Genomic DNA, 22,417 nt, shown 5'->3' on the forward strand with positions numbered 1-22,417 from the left:
TGGTGAAAGTCTACTATGGGATAAAAATATTACTATTTTACATTATTCTGTAGTTAAGCAGGAATATAGTTATTGATGCCGAAATGGTCAATTTGGGGGAATTTACTTTGAACTTAAAAACTACTGGATGGGAAGTTCGAACGTATAAGAACAAACTACTTATGTAGCATCGGTATTATCTGCCAACTTATATGTAAATAAGGTTGGTATCAATTAGTTGCGTTTTCTATAATGGTCTGGTTGAAGTTTGCGAATTTTGTTCGAGAAATTTCAGACTCATATATTTTTTTCTGTAAGTTTAAAATTAGTTGAACGAAAAAAAGGGGAAATGCATAAGTATGAAACATTCGATTAACATCAGCGGAAACCATGCGACGGTTTTTTTAAAGGATAAAATACATGTTAGCGACGCCTCGTTACTAAGGGATGATCTATTAGATATTATCGACCAAGGAGTTACTGACCTTAGGATTGATCTCTCAGAACTCACTTATATCGATAGTTCGGGACTAGGAACCTTAGTGACTATTAATAAACGCACTCAGGGCCGGGTAGTGTTGGTGAGTGCTCAAGGGTTACCATTAGAGCTGATCAAACGTACGCGGCTCGATAGGGTCTTTAATATTGAATAAACAGCTTTTACCTTATACTTAGGAATACAGAATAAGATACGAAAGAACGTTCACATCTTTAGTCAGGGTTACAAGGGTTAAGTTGTTGAGACGTGTGAATCAGGAAGAGAAAAGAAGCTCCCATGGAAAAATATAGGGAACATCTTTTCTCGCTTTTTTTGCACCGAAATGGATTTTTCTTTCTTTAAATATCAAATAAAAAGTCTGAATATGGTGATTAAGAGACTAATCAGGCAATTATTTTCTGTTATTCGTGGAAACTGCAGAATAAAAGAAGGAATATTGAATAGTTATGTCAAATAAACAGTGTAAGAATTTCTCCTGAATAAGTGTTTTAGAACATGCGGCAAAGATGTATAGAACTATGAGTTTTCAGCACTAAATTGTAAGGGAGGAATCTGTTTTCTACTTACGTAGGATCAGGAAATGAATGAAAATGACATTAGCAAGAAAAATGGTGGCCTATTTTCTCCTAGTAATCTTAGTAGCGACGGCAGGATTCGTGTATACCGTTTATAGCTGCACTCAAGCACAAGTGTTTGTCAATAATCTTAAGGGATATGAGATACCGTGCCTAGAGAAAACCACTGAAATCGCGTATAATGCCTTGGGAGAATCCTATAATATTAAAGCCTATTTGCTCTATGGAACAGATCAGTATCTTGATGAATTTAAACGATTAGCCGATATGAATGCAAAGTTGGAAGATGAGCTTATTAAAGAGGCACGTACAGAAGATTCACGTAGTCTATATGTGGAGATTAAAGCACTGAACGATGAATACACAAAGGGTGACGATGAAAAACTAATTCCTTTATGGAAGGCAGGAAACAAGGACGCGGCAATGGAAATTGCAACCAACGAATTAGCACCGTTGGCTACGCAATTGATAAATAAAGTTGATGAAGCGAAAACTCGTCAAAATAATGCAATTAACCAAGCAATGGATAATACGTTTAAAGCCACGAAACAGGCAAACATGGTTGCCATAGCTTCTGCAATCCTAGTTGTAATTTTAGGAATTATAATTGGATTGTTTGCTGCCCGCAAGATTACAGCCCCGATCAAGGTGCTACAGGGGTTAATGGCTGAGGCGAGCGAAGGAAATCTTATGGTAAAGGCAGCTGTTCAGACCAAAGATGAAATTGGACAGCTTTGCGAATCATTTAATACTATGATTACAGCCCAAAAGGAAATAGTACAAGCGGTGAACAGTAGTTCGATTGAATTGGCTGCAGCTTCTCAGGAAATGGCGGCTTCTTCAACCGATGTGTCGGAGGCGACAACAAACATTTCCCAAAAGACTCAGACGGTGGCACGGTCGATGGAGGAAGCATCTAACTCGAGTATTGAAACTTCACAGGTACTAATCGAACTTTCAGCTCTTATTCAGATTGCTAAGGATAAAGCGGCTTCAGCTAGTATTAAATCAGAAGCTTCAATTAACGCAGCTAAGGAAGGAAAGGCCACTGTAGACGAAGTCAGGCAGTGCATGAACACTATTTATAACAAGACAAGAGAAGCAGAAAAAGTAATCACGCTTCTGAATGAATACTCTCAACAAATTAGCATCATTAATGAAACCATTACAGGGATTGCCAATCAAACCAATCTGCTGGCACTTAATGCGGCTATTGAAGCGGCTCGGGCTGGTGAGTCAGGTAGAGGATTTGCCGTTGTTGCGGAGGAAGTCAGAAAACTGGCAGAACAATCCAATGCAGAAGCCGGAAATATTCTACAACTTGTTTCCAAGATTACGGAGAATACGGATAGTGCGGTTGTAGCCATGAAGCATAGCCTAGCCGAGGTTGAAGTAGGTGTGGAAGAGGTCAACAAGGCAGGAAAATCGTTGGAGAACATTATGTTGGCCGTTACAGAAACAGTAAGTGATATCGATGGAATTGCTAAGGTAACCGACGATGAGGTTGCCTCATCTGATAAAATTGTGCAATTAATTGAAATTGTGGCCGAAGATATTGAGGGCACAAGCAGGGAAGCCCAAGAAGTTTCAGCAGCAATCGAAGAGACTACAGCAACCATTGAAACCGTAGCAGCAAGTTCTGAGCAGACAAGTGCGATGGCACAAAATCTGCATAATCTTATTTCTAGGTTCAAAGTTGACGCGTCAGGAGAAAAATCATGAAACATTCTATAAAAGTCTGCGGCAACCAAGCGATGGTATTTTTAAATGATAAAATTTACGTTAGTGATGCCGCATTACTGAGGGATGATCTATTAGAGTTAATTGACCAAGGAATCACAGAGCTGAGGATAGATCTCTCCAAACTTACCTATATTGATAGCTCGGGATTGGGAACATTAGTGTCTATTAATAAACGCACTAAGGAAAAGAAAGGTAGACTTATATTGATAGGCGCTCAAGGTCTGCCAATGGAACTGATCAAACGTACGCGGCTGGACAAGGTGTTTATTATTGAATAATTAATCATCACACTGGCGATTAGACTAATTCAAAAAACCGAAAATAATATTCTTGAGGCTCTAGGCAAGATGGATAATCTTTTAGTCTAGAGCCCCAGTTCTATTAAGAGCAATGCCTTAAGCGCTAAGAAGATCATTAAAGTTTGGAGAAGAGAAATGTTACAAAGGTTTCTAAGTATAAAATGACAGCGGAAGAATAATGCCTGTCTGCAATACAGGAGGTAGCCGTTATAATTATTAAAAAACATGATCACTCTGCGCCGGATCAACAATATAAAGGCAACTTTAATTTGCTATTTGACCAAATAGATGAGTATCTTATCCTCTTAGATGAAAAGGGTAGAATCATTCGGGCGAACCAAGCTGCTAGAGAAAATTTGGAATATACCCCTGAAGAAATGAGAGACATGAACGCTGAACTTCTGTATGGAAGTACAGAGGCCCAGGAATTTGTAAAAGCCATGTTGGAAGGAGAGAGCTTCCAATGTTTGATCTCACTATGTACTAAATTCGGAAGGCAAATACCTACGGAAACTCGAGTTATCAAAGACAAGTGGGATAATAGCAATGTATTATATGTTATAAGCAGGGATGTTTCGGCGGTCAAGAAGGCTGAGAATCAGTTAAATACAGCTTCATTATCCCGAACAACCCTCAGAAAATTGGATACAGGCGAATATGTTAATGTAAAAGATGGACCCGTCCACACGCTCGGTTATGAATGTCCGGAAATATTGGGGATCGTTAGAGATATTACGGAGAGGAAAAGACTTGAAAAACAACTAAGGGAACAGGTAAAATATGCGGAGTTGCTGTTTAGAACCGTCCCTAGTGCTGTTCTTTCAGTAGATAAGCATCGAAAGATATTTAGATGGAATAAAATTGCCGAGGAGATAACGGGTTATACTGCTGCAGAAGTAATGGGAAAAGAATGTTCAGTGGTACTACATGGAGTAGGTATCGAGGGTTGCGAGTTGTGTCGTAACGCTACTGACTCACCTCTAATCACTGAAAATTGTAGAATCGTGACTAAAGATGGTCAAATCAGACATGTGTTAAAGAGCGTAGCAATATTGAAAGATGAATACGGCCAAATTAGTGAAAAAATGGAGTGTTTCGAGGATATCACTGAGATGATTAATATGGAGGCGGAACTTAGGGAAAGCAAAGAACGATATGCTGCAATTGTAAACAATGCTCCTCAGATTGTAGTTATCCATAAAAAAGGTATGGTTGAATTTGTAAATAATACCGTCATAGGAGTATTAGGGTACAGGGAAGAGGACTGTATCGGTCGTCATATGAAGGATTTTATGACAGAAAGTTCTTTAATGCTCGTTAACTCAGCTTTGTTAGATAGATCTGAGGGAAAAGCTAGCCTCCCTTATGAAATAGAACTTATCAAAAAGTCCGGCGAAATCGTTAATGTGCTTTTGAAGGGGACCAATGTAACCTTGGAAAGTGAAGAGGCTACCTTGGCAGTAATGATGGATATAACGGAAAGAAAAAAATTGTACTCCAAGCTGAGAGCGAGCGAAGAGAAATTTAGGCAGTTTGCCGAAACGGTCAATGAGATCTTTCTGATTACTAATAAGGAAAGAATTGTCTATGTCAGTCCGGCCTACGAAAGAATTAGTGGGATGTCCTGTCAGAGTCTACTGGACAACCCACATTCCTTGGTCGAGTTAATTGATCCGTTTGACCGTCTAAGAATGCGAAGTTCTTTCCCCCGGAATTTTCTGGATATGAACCTAGTAACAAACGAAGAGTTTAGAATTATTAGACCTGACGGGGAAGTACGCTGGCTCTGGCTTCAAAGTTATCCTGTGCAGGATGAAGCAAACAATAGTCCCCTTAAAGCGACCAGTATCGTAGATATAACTGATCGGAAGAAAATTGAAGAGCAGCTTTTGGACCGGGAACAGGAAACTCAGATGGAGCTCTTGTTGGCGTCGCGAGTACAGCTGGATTCCCTACCCCACCCTTTTACTGGTGACATGGTACGGGTCTGTACGATCTTTGAGCCCTATAGAACAGTCAGTGGAGATTTTTTTAACTACAAGTGGTTTGAAGAAGACAAAAAATTGTGTGGATACATTATTGATGTCAGTGGACATGGCGTAGCAACAGCTTTGCAAACTGCTACCTTTAAAATGATGCTGGACAACGTCCTGCTCAATGGAGAAAAAATTGAGACGAGTGTCCTTAAAAATATAAACAAGAAAATAATGAACTATTTATATGAGGATTCTTTTATAGCCTTGCTGTACTTCGAATTTGATTTACAAGCTTCAATGCTTAAACTTATCTCTGCAGGGATAACCTTATTTCTAGCTGCCAAGCCACAGGAGTGTTCTTTAGTCCCCATATCGGGTTGTTATCTTGGTGTTATAGATGATCCTGATATCGAAATGGTGACCCTACCTCTTAAAGCAGGGGAAATCTATTGTATGATGAGCGATGGGGCTTCAGATCTAATAGAATTACAAGGAATACGTAAGCATGGAAACTTTATGGAATATAAGAACTGGCTTGAGTTACTGGCGGAAAGTCCGGAAAGAAATGATGATTTTTCAGTTATTTGTATTGAAATTCTCCAAGAAAATAAGCAAGAAATCATGCTGGATGTAAAAAATGAAGTGGACCTTGCAAATGCTCAGATAATTATTAGTGAATTCCTAGAACGGAACACGCCAAGCAATGTATCAATGTTAGAGGTAGCCATCAACGAAGCTATGAACAATGGCTTTTATGCCGGTGGGCGAGTTAAGGTTAAGACAAGACGAATTGGTGATAAGCTAATAATAAGAGTCAAGGACTATGGTCCTGGTTTCAATACTAAAGAAGTTGATACTCAATCAAAAGAAAATATGTACGAAGAAGAGTTTGATAAACTACTAGAGTCAGAAAGTGGACGAGGTGTTTTACTGATGAAATCATTTTGTGACAAAGTGATCTATAATGCTAAAGGTAACGAAGTGCTCTTAATAAAGAATATAAAAAGCTCAATAAGCTGTTAGCAATGTTACAAGCGGGTGCTCGGAGTAACGTGAAAAATCTAATGGATTATATTGTCAATATGGAAATTTTAAGTGATAATTTCCATATTACGACAAATGATTACCTATTATTGGATAATATATTCTTGCCATTTCAGCAAAATAGCAATAAAATTCTTCTTGAGAATGACATTTCAGGAGGAATCCAAATGGAAAAGAAACTTTTGAAAAGAATAGAGGGACTACGTAAGAGACTCAATAAAGTTGGTCTAACTCGTAACCTAATTGATAGTGAGGTCGTGGAGGTTAGTCAGCAGTTAGATCGCTTGCTTAACCAATACCAAAAGATAACTTCTTACCAGCAGTTAAGCTTTTGGTAATCATGAGAAAAGTAACAACCACTTATGGTTATGATTCGCCTAGGTTTTGGTGAAATCATAACCTTTTTTATCATATTAGTTCACTAATGTTCTCGCGCGAGCATCTCAGATGAAAGAAAAAAGCCTAACGCGAATAAAGGATCAAACTTTTATGTGCGTTTAGTTTGAGGAGGGATTATAATAGACAAATGATATAGGAGGTTAAAATGAACTACATTGTATTTGATTTGGAATTTAATATGTTCTTCAAATTCAAAGAAGGCGATTCTGCTAATTCTGATCTAAAAAACGAAATTGTCCAGATCGGAGCAGTTAAATTAAATGAGAAGTTAGACGTCGTTGGTAAATTCGATTTATTAATTAAGCCCGTAATTTATAAGAGAATGAATCCCTATGTTAAGAGGAAAACCAATATAAATACAAGTCGGGTGCACCACGGAATACCTTTCGTTAAAGCGATTGAGAGCTTTAATTCATGGATTGGTGAGGAATATATTTTATGCTCTTGGGGGCATGATGATATTTTAGCTTTACATGATAATTGCCAGTTTTTCGGTGTTGAATCGTTAACATTTAACAAGTTCATTAATATCCAACAAATTTATATGAAGTTAAAGAGCTTAACCAAACAACCCAGTTTAGAAAGCGTCGTAGAAGATCTAGAAATTGAAATAAATTCTCCTTTTCACGATGCCTTCAGCGATGCCTCCTATACCTCTGACATTTTCAAAAAAGTATATAATTTTTCTGGGGATGCAGTCGTGAATTGGGAAAAAGAGCAAAAGGAAAATGAGTTAAAGATAGAAAAACTAAAAACTCTAATAAATAAAGCAGATATTTGGTGTCCCGAGTGTGGTGCTTTTGTGCAAAAAAATGGGGAGGTAACTAAAAGGAAAAAGTATTTTGCATTTGGATATTGTGCATTATGTAATATTCGGATAAGACATATCTCCAGAATTACACATAAGAACGGCGAGTATAATATTGTTTCGAACAATACGATCTATAGTAATGAAGAAGTATCAGATTAGGAATTTATGTAAGGGGTAGTAAAAATAAAGAGAATTTTTTGAAAAAGGCCTTGTCAAACTTACATTTATTGTTTATACTATGCTTAGAAAATTTCAGACTACAGGTGCCTCACTTAAGAGGAGAATAAGGGAAGTCGGTGAAAGTCCGGCGCGGTCCCGCCACTGTAAACGGGGAGTAAGAAGTGTAACCACGGGGTTAGTCCCGGAAGGTACTTCAGATGTGATGATCCGTAAGCCAGGAGACCTGCCTGTAGTCAAGCTAAAAGCCTACCTTGTCGAAGAACCAAGAGTAGTGTGGACGAGATTATGGAAAAGTCTCTAGTCACTTTGTGATTAGAGGCTTTTTATTTTTTTGCTACTTCAAATGTTCTTTTCAAGGTGCTCGTAGTCCAAGCATTGAAAGGAGAGTTTCGTTTGACATTAATGGAAATGGCCCAAAAGGGTCAAGAGAACCCGATTTTTACAAGGATTTCTCAAGATGAACATATGAATGTCCAACTCCTTATGGAACGGGTTGCTAACGGACAGATTGTGATACCCTATAATATTCATCACCAGCCCAAAAAACCTCAAGGATTTGGGATGGGCCTAAGTACCAAAGTTAGTGCCAGCATCGGTATCGATGCAGATGAGGACCGGTTAGTTGACGAACTATTTAAAGTAGACGAGGCTATGAGAGCAGGAACGCATGCTGTCATGGATTTGAGTACTGCGGGTGATATGGATGAAGCAAGAAGAACGATCATTGAAAGAGTACCATTACCGTTAGGTTCTCTACCTATTTATCAGGCTTTTGCCGAAGCTGTGCGCACGAAGGGCTCAGCCTTAGCGCTTGAACCGGAAGATTTTTTTCAAGTTATGGAGCGTCAAGCAGCAGATGGCGTAGACTTTATGGGCTTGCATTGCGCTTTGCACAGCGGATTATTACAAACGGCCAAGGCGGATCAGCGGGTCCTAAATCTGGTGAGTCGAGGTGGATCCTTACTGATGGGTTGGATGCTCTATCATGGTAAGGAAAACTTTTTGTATACCATGTTTGACCGCATCCTTGAAATCGCTAAAAAACATGAGGTTACCTTAAGCTTAGCAGATGCAATGCGACCCGGTGCAGGGGCAGATTCATTATGTCGTTCACAGGTTGAAGAACTGGTCATTTTAGGTGAGTTAGTGAAGCGTAGCAGACAAGCTGGAGTACAAATCATGATTAAGGGACCTGGTCACACTCCACCAAATCAAATTGCCACAACCATTAAATTAGAAAAACAAGTGTGTCAGGGTGCCCCATATTTTGTCTTCGGCCCGGTATCGACAGATGTAGCGCCAGGCTATGACGAAATCACCGCTGCTATCGGTGGGGCTATGGCAGGCGCAGCTGGGGCAGATCTACTCTGTTACGTTACACCGGCTGAACATATTGCTTACCCGAATGCCCAGGATGTTTACCGGGGAGTAGTCGCTTCGCGTATTGCTGCTCACGTGGCCGATCTGGCAAAAGGATATCCTGGAGCAGAGAATTGGGATTTGCAAATGAGCAAAGCACGGCGAGAGCAAAATGTAGAAGCGCAGAAAATGTTAGCGTTATCCCAGGAAAGGCTTGCTGATTTCCACTCAAGCGAAAAGCCTCTCTGTAATAAATGTCAAAAGGGGTGTGCTATGGCTGTGGCTGGTGAGTTCTTTCAAGAACTACCGTGGGAGTGCTAAAGCGAGGTTCGAATATGGGTAGGGGCTAATGCGAGGTTCGAAGTTCGTGGATCGGAGTTCGAACATGAGTAAGGGCATAAGCGAGGTTTGGGTTCGAATATCGGTAGGGGCACGTGATTAAAGGTGAGAATGCAAGCAAGACAATGCTAGAGACCTAAAATAAAGAACTAAGAATTTAAATGAAGAATGGAGAGATTGAGATGACCCAATTGATTAAAGCGAGACAAGGAATTATTACCCCTGAGGTAGAGAAATTAGCCAAAATAGAAGGCTTTAGAGCGGAAGAATTATGTGAGAAGGTAGCCCAAGGTCGAGTAGTGATCATGAAAAACAAGCTACGCAAGAATTCGGTCGGGGTCGCAGTTGGGGAAGGACTTCGTACTAAAGTAAATGCTAACATCGGGACCTCACCAGACTGTGTGGACTTTGAGGATGAGCTTCACAAAATAAGAGTTGCCGAAGGTGCAGGTGCTGATGCGATTATGGAGTTAAGTACAGGCGGCGATATTGATGCTTTCCGCCGTAAGGTTATTGCTTCTACCACATTACCTGTCGGCTCTGTCCCAACTTATCAAGCAGGGATGGAGAGTATTTTTAAAAACGGAAGCGTTGTCGGCATGAAGGTTGAGGATATGTTCGAAATGATTGAACGTCAAGCAGCGGACGGAATTGACTTTATGGCAATCCATTCAGCTTTAAACAGATCGATCTTGGAAAGGCTAAAGAATCAAGGCAGAATCACTGATATTGTAAGCCGGGGTGGGGCCTTTTTAACAGGTTGGATGTTTCACAACAACCAGGATAACCCTCTTTATACCCAATTTGATCGTGTGCTGGAAATTTGTAAAAAGTATGATGTAACACTTAGCATTGGAGATGCTATTCGACCGGGTTGTATTGAAGATTCTCTGGACCGTGCCCAAGTCCAAGGGGTGATTGTGGCCGGAGAGTTGGTGAAGCGGGCCCTGGAAGCTGGTGTTCAAGTGATGGTAGAAGGCCCGGGCCACGTACCGTTGGATCAAATCCCGCCAACTATCTTGCTCCAAAAACAACTTTGTCATCATGTCCCGTATTATATACTTGGTAATTTAGTTACAGATATAGCCCCGGGTTATGACCATATCACAGCAGCGATCGGCGCCACAACGGCTGCCATTTCCGGAGCCAATTTTATTTGTTATGTAACACCTGCCGAACATCTCCGCCTGCCAACCGCAGAAGATGTTCATGCTGGGGTCATAGCTACGCGCATTGCTACACACGCTGCAGATATTGTGAATGGAGTTAAGGGTGCACGAGAATGGGATTTAGCTATGGCTCGAGCTCGTAAGGCCTTGGATTGGGATAAACAAATTGAATTGGCAATTGATCCTCCAACGGCGCGGCGGATCCGCGGAGAGCGTAATGAGGAGGGGGATGTAGCTTGCTCGATGTGTGGTGGCTTCTGCGCCATGAAAGTGGTTGGAGAATACCTTGGAACAACGGAAGGCAGCTGTTAAAAACTAGACGAGGGAGGGGCCAGAATGAACCAAGTTGGGATCATTATGGGAAGTGATTCGGATTACCAAGTCATGGAGGAAGCTCTGGAAATTCTGCGTCAATTTGAAGTTTCCTTCGATGTTATAATTTCCTCCGCTCAGAGGACGTTGGATAGAACCGTCAATTGGGTGAAAGGTTTTGAGACCCAAGGAGGCAAACTGATTATTGCAGCGGCTGGTTTAGCGGCTCATTTGCCGGGGGTTGTAGCGGGGGCGACGATTTTACCTGTCATCGGTGTGCCGATGAGCAGTGGTGCTTTAGAAGGAATCGATGCACTTTACTCCATTGTGCAAATGCCTACAGGGATTCCAGTTGCGACTGTAGGGATCGGTGGGGCACGTAATGCAGCCTTGCTTGCGGTTCAGATTCTGACGATTCAAGATAGGGCCTTAAGCATTAAGGTTAAAGACTATCGTGCTCAGATGTTGCGGGATATTGAGGCTAAGGACGAAGCGCTCCAAAGACAGTTGAGTGAAGTAAGTTGAAGGTTGATACAGGCGCTCAGTACTTAGAAGATCTGGCAACAGGGTACTGGTTTTCCGAGGTGCTGTTTACGGCAGTGGAATTAGAAGTCTTTAATTTGCTTGAGCCTAAAGGCCTGACGACTGCTGAACTAGCAAGCGTGTTGGATATGCCTAGCTCTGGTCTCGGGCGTTTTCTTCAAGCACTATGTGCCATTAACTTAGTGGCTTGCGATAGCGGTAGCTATTTTAACACCAAACTGGCTAGTGACTATCTTGTGATTGGCAGGCCTAATTATCAAGGGGATTCGATCCTCTGGCGCAAGGGTCTACGGCTAGGGTGGCAGGACCTGGCAGGATCCCTTAAGGCCGGTGGCAGAGTGAATTTTCCAGCCGAAGAAGAGGATGCAAAGCAGTTTAGCCAGCGGATTCGCAAATATATCAAAGCTATGGATAATGTGGCCAGGACTAAAGTAGAGGAAATCTTACCATTCTTCCAGGGGCTTGACCTCAAGGGAGAGCTTCTGGATGTGGGAACCGGTTCAGGGGCGATTGCCAGTGGTTTTCTGGAGAGCTTTCCAGTCCTATCGGCTACCTTGCTAGATATTGGAGAGGTCCTTAACTATACGCGAGAGTTGTTGGACAAGCAGGAGTTCGGAAAACGGGTTTCCTACCTACCAACTAATATATTAGAGCCCTGGACTGTAGAACAAGAGCGGTTTGATTTAGTTGTTCTTTCCAATATTATTCACGCTTATTCCGAAGAGGAAATTCCATTGATCCTAGACCGAGCTGCAAATTGTCTCAAACCGGAAGGATTCCTGGTAATTCATGATTTTTTCCCCGAACACTCCCCAGAAAAAGCTGCTCTGCTGGATCTAAATATGTTCATTAATACCTACAATGGCAGAACCTTCTCCCAAGCTTGGGTCAGAGAGCAACTTGCCATGTCTAAACTCCATACAACTGAGCTCATTCCCTTAGAGACGGACACTGCTGTAATCTTTGCCGCGAAGGACGCAACAAAATTTGCTACTCTTCGCTTGGATGCCAGGACCCGACTGATCGCGAGGATCAAAGCTATGGGATTTAGCCAAGTTCTTCCGGTATCTACAGCAGATATTCATGTCTCAGATTGGACGGACCTCCGTTGCCAGTATGGTTGTGATCGGTATGGACATCCCCACTGTCCGCCTAATAGTCCCACCCCGCAAAAAACTAGAGACGTGCTAAAAGATTTTTCGCAGGCGCTTCTGCTAGAGGGGGAGCCTCCAGGAAAGATATTTCAAAAACGGGTTTTGGCTGCTGAACGAGAAGGTTTTTTGGCGGGATTTCATAAAGCCTTCTCTTATTGGGCTGGCCCATGCGTGCTTTGTGATACCTGCGCTGCAACTTTTCCGAACGGGAAGTGTTGCAATACACGGGATGCCAGGCCCGCCATGGAGGGAGCGGGTATCGATGTCTTTGAGACCGTCAGACGGGCGGGACTTAAACTTGGGATTTTGCGCAACAAGGGCGACTATGTTAGATATTTTGCTCTGTTGCTATTGGAGTGAATTACGTGCGTGTTCTAATGATCCAAACTCCTTCAGTTGAAGAAATATCTCAGGAACGAGTCTATCCCATTGGAATTGTTCTTCTTGCTGGTCTTCTGCAAAGCCATGGCCATGAGGTAGATATCTTGGACATGAACTTGGAACGAGATCCTTTTGGAGCGCTGAAGGAGAAACTCTTAGCGTTCCAACCGGAGGCCATTGGTTTATCCCTGCGCAATATTGATCCCTTAGGCAATAAAACTAGCTCGCTGATTGCCCCCTTTATTGTCACGGTTCGCTTTATTGCCGCCGTTTTGCCCCAAGCTAAGCTAATTGTTGGTGGTACAGGTTTTTCCCTTTTTCCAGAACGGCTGATGCTCGAACTACCGGAACTGGATTATGGCATTGTCGGAGAAGCAGAAGTCTCCTTCCCAGCTCTTCTCCGTTCGATCAATAATCCCCCCCCAATGCCCGGGCTGTGCCTTAGAGAGGGTTCGAGGGTGCATGTTTCACCGCCCGCCACGAATTTTGATATGGCCAACTATGTTCCGGCAAATAGGCTTTTACTGGACCCTGCGCTTTATCAGGGGATTAACAACTACGTTCCAACGATTGGTATTGAGGCTAAACGGGGATGTGCGCTAAATTGCGCCTATTGTGTCTATCCGCAACTTCAGGGGAAGCGATTGCGGTGCCGACCAACCACCGCCGTCGTGGACGAAATGGAACTTTTGCATAAGGACTATGGGATTCAGAGTTTTCATTTTACCGACCCTGTACTCAACGTTCCTCACGGTCATCTCGAGGCAATCTGTGAGGAGCTACTGCGCAGAAAGCTTAAAGTTCGGTGGGACGGATTCCTGCGGGAAGATCAGCTCAATGACAAGAATGTTGCTTTATATGAACGGGCTGGGTGTGAATGTTTTTCCTTTTCCCCCGACGGTCTATGTCAGGAATCACTGGATGTCTTGGGCAAAAACCTGAGCGAGGCGCAAATTTTAAAAGCGGCAAACCTCGTCGCTCAAACCGACGTGGTTAGCGTTTATCATTTTATGGTTAATGTGCCAGGAGAGACGGAAAAGACCTGTGAAAAAAGTATTCAGTTTGTTGAACGGCTTTATGAAATGCATAGCAAGAAAAAGAATCTGGGAACGATTATCTTGAATAATATTCGAATTTTACCAGGAACGAAGATCGAAAAAATAGCTAGGGCGCAAGGGGTAATCGACTCAGAGACGGATCTGCTCTATCCGACCTATTATAATCCGAAACCGTTTAGTGCCTTCCGATACAAACTAGAAACAATTCAGCAGTGCAGAAACGTGTTTATGTGGCAGGGAGTTGAGTAGCGAAATGAAGATACTTTTATTAGAGCACCCGCGGACCATCCGCTCGGAACGGTGTAACGACATTGCCAATACTCCTCTGGCCTCATGCCTCCTTTCTGGTTATACTGCAGGCCTGCTAGCCAGCGTGGGGCATGAGGTAGAAATCATCGAAGGATTCTTGGAGGGACTCGATTACCAGGAAATTGAACGCAGGGTAAGAGAATTTGAACCAGACATGATAGGGGTTCATATGGTCTATCATTGGCAGACAGACAAAGTTTTGTATGATTTTCTTCGCAAGCTTAAAGCGGAGCGGCTTGCTGGTTATATCACGGTATATGGGTACTATCCAACCACAGACTTCGAAGACGTGTTGTTGCAATGCCCGGACATCGATTCTGTGGTCCTAGGCGAACCGGAACTAACCTTTGCCCAGTTAGTCAAAGCTGTTAATTGCCAGGATTGTCTGGAGAACATGCCTGGTCTGGCCCAACGGGATGACTCAGGTACAATTGTTGCCATGCGCCGCGAACTAATAGGTGATCTAGACGCCCTGCCTTTTCCCGTGCGAACGGAAGCCCTGTTCCGTTTGCCTGAGGTAAACCTGCAGGGAAGTAGGGGATGTTATGGTGGGTGTACTTTTTGCTACATCAACCCTTTTTATGGACAGGGTTCACGGTGGCGGGGGCGGACTCCGGAAAATATTATAGCGGAAATCGATCAATTAATTGCACAACATCAGATAAAATCTTTTTATTTTACTGATCCTAATTTTTTTGGCCCCGGTGAAAGGGGCCAGCGACGGGCATTGCAGTTGGCGGCCTTACTTAAATCCAGAAACATTAAGTTTGGGATTGAGGCTCGAGTCAATGATATCCATGATGAAACTGTTAAGGCGTTGGTGGAAGCTGGTCTGAACAATATTCTCATTGGACTGGAGAGCGGCAGTGACCGTTCGCTGCAGCGGATTAATAAGCTGACGACGGTTGCCCAGAACGAGAAGGCTATCCGTATCCTCCGCAAATATGGGATCGAACCGAGTGTTGGGTTTATCATGTTTGAGCCTGATTCATCCTTAGAAGATATCCGGGTCAACTTTGAATTTTTGAAGCGCAATGACTTAGTAAAAGATCTTTCTATTACGGCTAACGTACTTTACCATCATTTAATTGTTTTAAAAGGAACCAAGGCTCACCAAGATCTGAAGGCTGCTGGACGTCTGGAAGTCCAAGCATCAACTTATGAAAGTATCGTGACGCTTACGGATCCTAAAGTAGCGGTTTTGGCCATGATCATGAGGCAAATTACGAACTTCCTTTTTGACATTATGTCTGGAATTTGGGGTGGGAAGGTTGCGGAACCCGAGAATGCCCAGGAACGATATACAAAAACAAATAAGGTGTTGGTCACTTTATTTGAGAATACATTAAAAACGATGGAGGCCGGGGGACAGTTTACGGAGGAACGGGTAGAGACTCTGGTTAGAACCACTGAAAAAGAGATTAATAAGATTTTGGCATGAGTGTCATAACCGCTCCACCTTCTCGAAATAATCGATGAAGGTGGAGCGGTTTTTTTGCGTAAAATACCTCGTGTCAAAGTCGCAATTGTGAACATTTTCTGCTTATTACAAAAAGAAATGCGAGTTATGGTATAATGTATATGATTTCCATTGCGCAAATTACATAGGGGTTTCATAACATCAGAGAATTGGTCTGAGCTGAAAATATAAAGTTATAGAAGAAAGGTTGAGTGCTATGATATCTATAAAAATGCAAGAGCAGGTAAAAAGCAGTTCTGTTATTCGAGCCATGTTTGAGGAAGGAAAAAGGCTGGCCGAAATTCACGGAGCGGAAAATGTATTTGATTTTAGCATCGGGAACCCCAATGTTGAACCGCCGGAGGAAATAAATAAGGCAATCTTAGAGATTTTAAACACCGAACATCCTATGAGTATTCATGGGTATATGAATAATTCGGGTTATGAAGAAGTAAGAGCTACAATCGCCAAGTCCATCAATGATAAATTCGGTACTGCTTTTACCCAAAAAAACATTCTTATGACCGTTGGCGCAGCAGGTGGTTTAAATGTTATTTTCAAAACGTTACTTAACCCTCTCGATGAGGTCATTACTTTCGCACCGTTTTTTGGAGAGTACAGAAACTATGTGAAAAACTATGAGGGTGAGTTGGTAATAGTCTCCCCTAATACAGTTGATTTCCAGCCTAATCTAGAGGAATTCAAGGCGAAGATCACTCCAAAAACAAAAGCAGTGATCATCAATTCTCCTAATAACCCTACAGGGGTTGTCTATTCGGAAGAAACCATCATCAAGCTTTCTGAAATAATGAGAGAGAAGCAAAAGGAATTCGGAACAGATATTTATCTCGTTTCGGACGAACCCTATAGAGAGCTTGCTTATGATAATGTTGAAGTCCCATATCTAACAAAATATTATGCGAATACGGTAATCGGGTATTCTTTCAGCAAATCTTTGTCGTTACCCGGTGAAAGAATTGGCTATTTAGTGATTTCAGATCAGGCTGCAGATTATGAAAATATTATTTCAGCAGCAAATATTGCCAATCGCATTTTAGGTTATGTCAATGCGCCGTCGTTATTCCAGCGCGTCGTTGCCAAGTGCTTAAATGCCAAGGTAGATATTGATACCTATAATAAGAATCGAGAACTTCTTTATAATGGACTCTCATCCTGTGGCTACGAATGTATTAAACCCGAAGGCGCTTTTTATTTGTTTGTGAAAACTCCGATTGAGAATGATGTTGAATTCTGCAACCTGGCCAAGAAGAAAAATATTCTCATTGTCACGGGCACAGCCTTTGGTTGCCCTGGTTACGTTCGAATTGCTTATTGTGTTGCTTATAAAACGATTGAGAAGGCATTGCCGGGCTTTAAGGCTTTAATTGATGAAGTTAAATAGATAAGATGTTAATGGATGAAAAGTTGAAATACAGTTAAATGTACAAAGAACCTTTTCCTGAAATATTAGGAAAAGGTTCTTTGTTGTTTTGGCAGCAGTATTGTTATCTAAACTACTAACAATTATATGATAAATTATAACACTAAATTCCGGATTATCTCAGCACCTTTCTTAGGACTTCGACATTGTACGAGCATTATACTTTTATCAGAATACAATATACAGCAATGGGTTCACGTTATATCAAAGGATGATTTGGCGTGTAAATTGTATAAAGCTCAAATAAACGAAGAAAGAAGGATTTCCAATATCTTATGAATCCTTGTAATAATGATACCTAAATATTCTTGTGATATTTCTAGCAAATAAAGAATAGAAAATGGTAAGGAGGTGGTGTGAAAATTGCCTAAGTTTAACGTGTCTGAAAATTAATTGCAGGAAGGTGAAAACATGATCTCAGAAGGTGATGAGCTTTTTCGGAAAAAGTCAATACTCAAAAGTGAAGACTGGTGGGCGGTCTGGCTTGGGTTATTCGTCTTTTTACTAAGCCTGGGTCCCGTTATTGGGATAGACCTGCTTGGTTGGGTGGTCAAATTCAATGTTTGGATCGATTCATCCAAAGCTCTGGCTCCAGTGTCCAAAAGCTTTCAAAGTATGTCGGGCATTAATGCAGCCTTGTTAACGTATCTATTCTTGCTAGTGATTACGACTATCGGCGCGGTAGCTATGGGAGCAAAGCCATTCAAATACCTCGTCGGCTTTAGTATCATTTACTGGATTACCTTTGGCTGCCTAGTCTTGGGTAATAATGCTTTCATTGCTGCTACCCCCGATAAACAAGCTAGCCTTAAAATACCCTGGTCGTTGAGCCTGGGAGAGATGGGCTTTGTTTTTGCTATGATCATCGGTCTAATCATAGGAAACTTTTTTCTTGGTTTTGCGAAATTCTTGGAAGAGGCTGCTAAGCCGGAATGGTTTATTAAAACCGGTATTGTAATATTAGGTGCTGCCATCGGTATTAAGACAGTTGGTGCTCTGGGTTTGGCAAGCACAGTGATTATCCGGGGACTTTGCGCTGTGGTTGAGGCGTACTTAATTTATTGGCCGATAGTCTACTTTATTGCACGCAGATACTTTAAATTTACACCGGAATGGGCTGCCCCTTTGGCTTCAGGTATCTCTATCTGTGGAGTTGCGGCAGCGATAGCTACTGGCGGAGCAATTCGTGCCCGTCAAATGATTCCCGTTGTTTTGTCTGCAGTCATTATTGTCTTTGTAGCTGTTGAATTGCTCTTTTTGCCTTGGCTCGCTCAGTGCTGGCTATTTCGCGAACCAATGGTGGCTGGAGCTTGGATGGGCTTAGCCGTGAAGAGCGACGGCGGGGCTGTTGCTAGTGGGGCGATCACTGATTCGTTGATCCGAGCTAAGGCCTTAAAAGAACTAGGTATCAATTGGCAAGAAGGCTGGATTCTGATGGCAGCCACTACTACTAAAGTCTTTATCGATGTATTTATTGGTATATGGGCATTCATTTTGGCGGTCATCTGGTCTGTTTTTAGAATTGATAAATCAAAGACCTCAAAAGCAGGAAGTAAGGTTTCAGCGGGTGAGATATGGGAACGTTTTCCTAAATTTGTCATAGGCTTTGCTTTAACTTTTCTGATTCTGCTGATAATGGGCTTAAATAATCCTAGTATTGTAAAAACCGCGACCGTAGGATCTGACCAGGCAAACGCTTTGCGGACATTCTTCTTTGCGTTATGTTTCTTCTCGATTGGTTTAGTTACTAATGTTCGCAAGCTATGGGCAGCTGGCATGAGTCGTATTGTGGGAGTATATGTTGTCTGTCTATTTGGTTTTATTCTCTGGATTGGTCTCTTTGTTTCCTGGCTTTTCTACCATGGCATTACACCACCGATAGTTGGCGGTTAGCTCAGTAGGAAAAACTTGGTAAGGAGGTTTTGAATATGGCAAAAGAGCAACTCGGTAAAGCTGGACAGTTTGTAGTAAATGCCCAGCCTGAGCTCGAAGAAGCTGATGAATGGTATGACTTGCTACCTATTGAGAAAAAGCTTATCTCCTTCAGTTTAGGGTTAGGTTTGATATTACTAGCGATCTTTATCGTATCCTTTGGGGTATTTAAGTAAAAGAGAGTATAAGTAATTGTAATAAAATTTGAATGAGGCTTAAACCTTAAACAAACCCACTGGATATAAGGTATAATCCAGTGGGTTTGTATTCGTTCCTTGGGTGGGCAGTCACTCGTGTTCAGAGCTATTCGAGATTGTTTCCGTGGGTTGTTTCGCTTTAATAATCAAGTAAATACCACCCATTATTAGGCTGCAAAATAAAAACATAACATCTCGTTGAACTGCTTTCAACGGGATGTTATATCCCAGTCATCATGATGACAAAAATCAAAAGGTCGGATGATTTAGGTCGTAGATAAACTCAAACCGAACAAAATAGGATGTGTCCCAGCGATAGTCATTTTCTATGCTGGATGTCGCGTAGGGGTAGTGTTTGTATGATATAATATTTTTTGCTCGAATAAAGTCGTGGAGGAAAAGGGCTTGAATGCATTAGGAAAACTAATGACCCCATCGCGAGTTTTGGTTTTAGGTTTTGCTATGGTCATCCTATTTGGAGCGCTGCTACTCACCTTACCCCTGGCAACACACGATGGGCGTGGTTTATCTTTCTTGAATGCGCTTTTTACGGCAACCTCAGCAGTTTGTGTTACGGGCTTAGTAGTCGTCGATACAGCGACAACCTTCACGGGTTTTGGTCAAGTAGTCATTATGTTGATGATCCAAGTGGGTGGGCTTGGTTTTATGACCTTTGCCACGATGTTTGCCTTCATTCTGAGAAAAAGGATTACATTTAAGGAACGTTTATTGCTGCAAGAGGCTTTGAATCACGTTTCAGTCGAAGGTATTGTGCGACTATTTAGGTCAGTCATCCAGATTTCCTTTGCAATTGAAGCAATTGGTGCCTTGATCCTAACGATGCGCTGGTCCTTCGATTTCGGTTTTAGCAAAGCTCTTTATTATGGTATCTTCCACTCGGTTTCAGCGTTTAATAATGCAGGTTTTGATCTTTTTGGGAATTTTTCTAGTCTTACAGGTTACGTTGGCGATCCTATCGTAAATATAACAATCATGCTTTTGATTATCTGTGGAGGCTTGGGTTTTATCGTTTTAGCAGATCTGCTGGGCAATAAGGGAAGAACGATTAAATTACATACAAAAATCGTTGTGCAGGTGTCCGCAATTCTTATTTTAGTGGGAGCAGTAATAATTTTTGTTATTGAATTTGCAAATCCCAAGACCTTGGGGCCTCTTCCGCTAGGGACAAAGATCTTAGCCGCCTTTTTTCAATCGGTCTCGCCACGGACAGCTGGTTTTAACACCCTTAACATTGCAGGCATGCATGAAACATCACTACTCTCGATGATTGGACTTATGTTTGTTGGAGCTTCTCCCGGTTCAGCTGGAGGGGGAATTAAGACAACGACTTTCATAGCGATTATATTATCTGTATTGAGTACTTATCGTAGTCAACCGCATGTTGTTTTAAAGGGAAGGACCTTACCTAAGGATGTTATTCAGAAAGCGTGGGCTATCACGACTTCGGCAGCCTTCTTAATCTTTATAGTAATCTCGATCCTTTCACTAACTGAAAGGGTCGATTTACTGACCGTTCTTTTCGAAGTGACTTCTGCCTTTGGGACAGTGGGTCTTTCGATGGGAATGACGCCTGTTCTTTCTGAAATCGGAAAAATGGCCATTATTTTAACCATGTTTATTGGGCGCGTCGGGCCGCTGACTTTGGCGTTTGTGCTTTCTCAGAAAAGACATAATGGAGCAGACCATATTAAATATCCGGATGAACGAATCATGATTGGTTAAGGGGGACAAATCCGTGCGCAAACAATTTGTGGTGATTGGATTAGGTCGATTCGGGACAAGTGTAGCCAAAACCCTCAATGTATTAGGACATGATGTCCTAGCAATGGATAAGAACGAACACGCCGTTCAGGTCATAATGCATGATGTGACCCAAGCAGTACAGGCTGATGCACGCGACGAAGAGACACTCCGGGCCCTAGGTGTACGAAATTTTGATGTGGGAATTGTAGCAATCGGAGATGATCTCGAGGCGAATATCCTGATTACACTTATGCTCAAAGAAATGGGAATCCCCTATGTTGTGACTAAGGCCCAATCCAGCCTACACGGTAAAGTATTGGAGAAAATCGGCGCGGACAAAATTATTTATCCGGAACAAGATATGGGCATTCGTCTAGCCAATAACTTAATTCGAACGAATGTTATGGATTTCATCGAGTTGTCCTTAGACTACAGTATTTTTGAGATCATTGCTTCTGCACGCTTTGTCAATAGAACACTTGGCGAGTTAGATTTAAGAGCAGTCTATAAAATCAATGTGGTGGCGATCAAAAAAGGAGCAGATCAGATTATTATTGCTCCTGGCGCAGATGCTGTAGTTGAAGATAAAGACATTTTGGTTGTTGTTTGTAATAAAAAAGCGCTTTCCAAATTGCCTGACTAGTGCTGAAAAAACTATTCTAATCAATAGTCCGTTAACGCGGGCTATTTTTGGTTTAGCTTAGGTATATCACGAGAGCTAGCACAGCCAGCTAGACGAATGCATTTCGATTGACCATGTGGTCAATGGAGTGTATAATTTGGTCAGAGAATCTCGCAAGATAATCTGTAACGGTAGCGAGTTTGATTAAGGAGAGATAAAATGTGTACTCTAATTTTGAAAATCTGAGTGAAGAAAAGCAGAAAAACATTTTGGATGCCTGTATCCTTGAGTTTGCCGAGAAAGGATATGAGCAGGCTTCAACTAACACGATTGTAAAGGAGGCAGGTATCTCCAAGGGGATTTTGTTTCATTATTTTAAGAACAAGCGAGGGTTATATCTTTATGTTGTGGATTATTGCTTCCGAACTCTTGTCGAAGCGTACAATCAATACCCTCTGCAAGAAACTAAGGATATCTTCCAAAGATTGAGCGAAGTGAGTGTGATCAAGCTCAAATTAACTCATGAAAACCCGGAAATGAGCAAGATAATTGTAGAAGCTCTGGTGAATTCTCAAGCAGATATTGGATCTGAAATAGAGAATAAGTATCGTAAGCTTTCAAATGAATATATGTCTGCGTTTTTTCAGGAGATTGATTATTCCAAGTTTCGCAGGGGGGTTAATCCTTCAAAGGCGATTGAAATTATGATGCTCTTTCTAAAAGCCCTGGGAGATAAATATGTGATGAATTATCAGGGGAAGGAGCAAGAGCTATTACAGAACTATGATCAGTTGATGGAAGAGTATAACGAGTATATGGAGATCTTAAAGTATGGAATGTATTCGTCTTTGAGAGATGAAACATAGGAGGGAT

At 41.9% G+C, this 22,417-nt stretch carries 18 protein-coding genes and 1 riboswitch; all 18 genes read left to right on the forward strand.

The features are described 5' to 3' along the window. Positions 1 to 338: 338 nt before the first annotated feature. Positions 339 to 632, forward strand: a complete 294-nt coding sequence (locus DSBG_RS04125) for an STAS domain-containing protein (protein ID WP_068962960.1) — start codon at positions 339 to 341, stop codon at positions 630 to 632. Between the two features lie 430 nt (positions 633 to 1,062). Next, positions 1,063 to 2,775 (forward strand): methyl-accepting chemotaxis protein, encoded by a 1,713-nt coding sequence (locus DSBG_RS04130; protein ID WP_068962961.1) that lies wholly within the window; start codon positions 1,063 to 1,065, stop codon positions 2,773 to 2,775. Next, entirely contained in the window at positions 2,772 to 3,074 is a 303-nt protein-coding gene (locus tag DSBG_RS04135) for an STAS domain-containing protein (protein WP_068962962.1), read from the forward strand. Before DSBG_RS04130 ends, DSBG_RS04135 begins: the two co-directional genes overlap by 4 nt. 290 nt (positions 3,075 to 3,364) lie before the next feature. Continuing rightward, complete coding sequence (locus DSBG_RS04140; protein WP_068962963.1) at positions 3,365 to 6,094, forward strand: PAS domain S-box protein; 2,730 nt, start codon at positions 3,365 to 3,367, stop codon at positions 6,092 to 6,094. 188 nt (positions 6,095 to 6,282) lie between these two features. Beyond that, a complete protein-coding gene (locus DSBG_RS04145) occupies positions 6,283 to 6,453 on the forward strand; it encodes an aspartyl-phosphate phosphatase Spo0E family protein (RefSeq protein WP_009618635.1) in 171 nt (56 codons plus the stop codon). Positions 6,454 to 6,659: 206 nt separating this feature from the next. Then, complete coding sequence (locus DSBG_RS04150; protein WP_068962964.1) at positions 6,660 to 7,484, forward strand: 3'-5' exonuclease; 825 nt, start codon at positions 6,660 to 6,662, stop codon at positions 7,482 to 7,484. Between the two features lie 85 nt (positions 7,485 to 7,569). After that, a riboswitch (cobalamin riboswitch) is annotated at positions 7,570 to 7,750 on the forward strand. 157 nt (positions 7,751 to 7,907) lie between these two features. After that, on the forward strand, positions 7,908 to 9,185 hold the full coding sequence (thiC, locus tag DSBG_RS04155; protein WP_242877404.1) for a phosphomethylpyrimidine synthase ThiC: 1,278 nt from the start codon (positions 7,908 to 7,910) through the stop codon (positions 9,183 to 9,185). A 200-nt stretch (positions 9,186 to 9,385) separates the two neighbouring features. After that, positions 9,386 to 10,684: a B12 lower ligand biosynthesis ThiC-like protein BzaB gene (gene bzaB / locus DSBG_RS04160; protein ID WP_068962966.1), complete on the forward strand. Its 1,299-nt coding sequence runs from the start codon at positions 9,386 to 9,388 to the stop codon at positions 10,682 to 10,684. A gap of 24 nt (positions 10,685 to 10,708) precedes the next feature. Continuing rightward, positions 10,709 to 11,209: a 5-(carboxyamino)imidazole ribonucleotide mutase gene (gene purE, locus DSBG_RS04165; protein ID WP_068962967.1), complete on the forward strand. Its 501-nt coding sequence runs from the start codon at positions 10,709 to 10,711 to the stop codon at positions 11,207 to 11,209. Continuing rightward, positions 11,206 to 12,741 carry a DUF2284 domain-containing protein gene (locus DSBG_RS04170; RefSeq protein WP_068962968.1) on the forward strand — a complete coding sequence of 512 codons (1,536 nt, stop codon included), beginning with the start codon at positions 11,206 to 11,208 and terminating at the stop codon, positions 12,739 to 12,741. The genes purE and DSBG_RS04170 overlap by 4 nt, the downstream gene beginning before the upstream one ends. Before the next feature lie 5 nt (positions 12,742 to 12,746). Further along, positions 12,747 to 14,069, forward strand: a complete 1,323-nt coding sequence (bzaD, locus tag DSBG_RS04175; protein ID WP_068962969.1) for a B12 lower ligand biosynthesis radical SAM protein BzaD — start codon at positions 12,747 to 12,749, stop codon at positions 14,067 to 14,069. 4 nt (positions 14,070 to 14,073) lie between these two features. Next, positions 14,074 to 15,570, forward strand: coding sequence for a B12-binding domain-containing radical SAM protein (locus DSBG_RS04180; protein WP_068962970.1), 1,497 nt, complete (start codon positions 14,074 to 14,076; stop codon positions 15,568 to 15,570). 235 nt (positions 15,571 to 15,805) lie between these two features. After that, positions 15,806 to 16,990 (forward strand): pyridoxal phosphate-dependent aminotransferase, encoded by a 1,185-nt coding sequence (locus tag DSBG_RS04185; protein WP_068962971.1) that lies wholly within the window; start codon positions 15,806 to 15,808, stop codon positions 16,988 to 16,990. Positions 16,991 to 17,440: 450 nt separating this feature from the next. Beyond that, positions 17,441 to 18,922 carry a putative sulfate exporter family transporter gene (locus tag DSBG_RS04190; protein ID WP_068962972.1) on the forward strand — a complete coding sequence of 494 codons (1,482 nt, stop codon included), beginning with the start codon at positions 17,441 to 17,443 and terminating at the stop codon, positions 18,920 to 18,922. Between the two features lie 35 nt (positions 18,923 to 18,957). Beyond that, positions 18,958 to 19,137, forward strand: a complete 180-nt coding sequence (locus DSBG_RS04195; RefSeq protein WP_068962973.1) for a hypothetical protein — start codon at positions 18,958 to 18,960, stop codon at positions 19,135 to 19,137. A 426-nt stretch (positions 19,138 to 19,563) separates the two neighbouring features. After that, entirely contained in the window at positions 19,564 to 20,901 is a 1,338-nt protein-coding gene (locus DSBG_RS04200; RefSeq protein ID WP_242877402.1) for a TrkH family potassium uptake protein, read from the forward strand. A gap of 13 nt (positions 20,902 to 20,914) precedes the next feature. Further along, positions 20,915 to 21,565 carry a potassium channel family protein gene (locus DSBG_RS04205; RefSeq protein WP_068962974.1) on the forward strand — a complete coding sequence of 217 codons (651 nt, stop codon included), beginning with the start codon at positions 20,915 to 20,917 and terminating at the stop codon, positions 21,563 to 21,565. A gap of 200 nt (positions 21,566 to 21,765) precedes the next feature. Then, positions 21,766 to 22,410 carry a TetR/AcrR family transcriptional regulator gene (locus DSBG_RS04210; protein ID WP_068962975.1) on the forward strand — a complete coding sequence of 215 codons (645 nt, stop codon included), beginning with the start codon at positions 21,766 to 21,768 and terminating at the stop codon, positions 22,408 to 22,410. Positions 22,411 to 22,417 lie beyond the last annotated feature (7 nt).

This window comes from Desulfosporosinus cupriresistens (genome assembly GCF_001707885.1).
Lineage (GTDB): Bacteria > Bacillota > Desulfitobacteriia > Desulfitobacteriales > Desulfitobacteriaceae > Desulfosporosinus.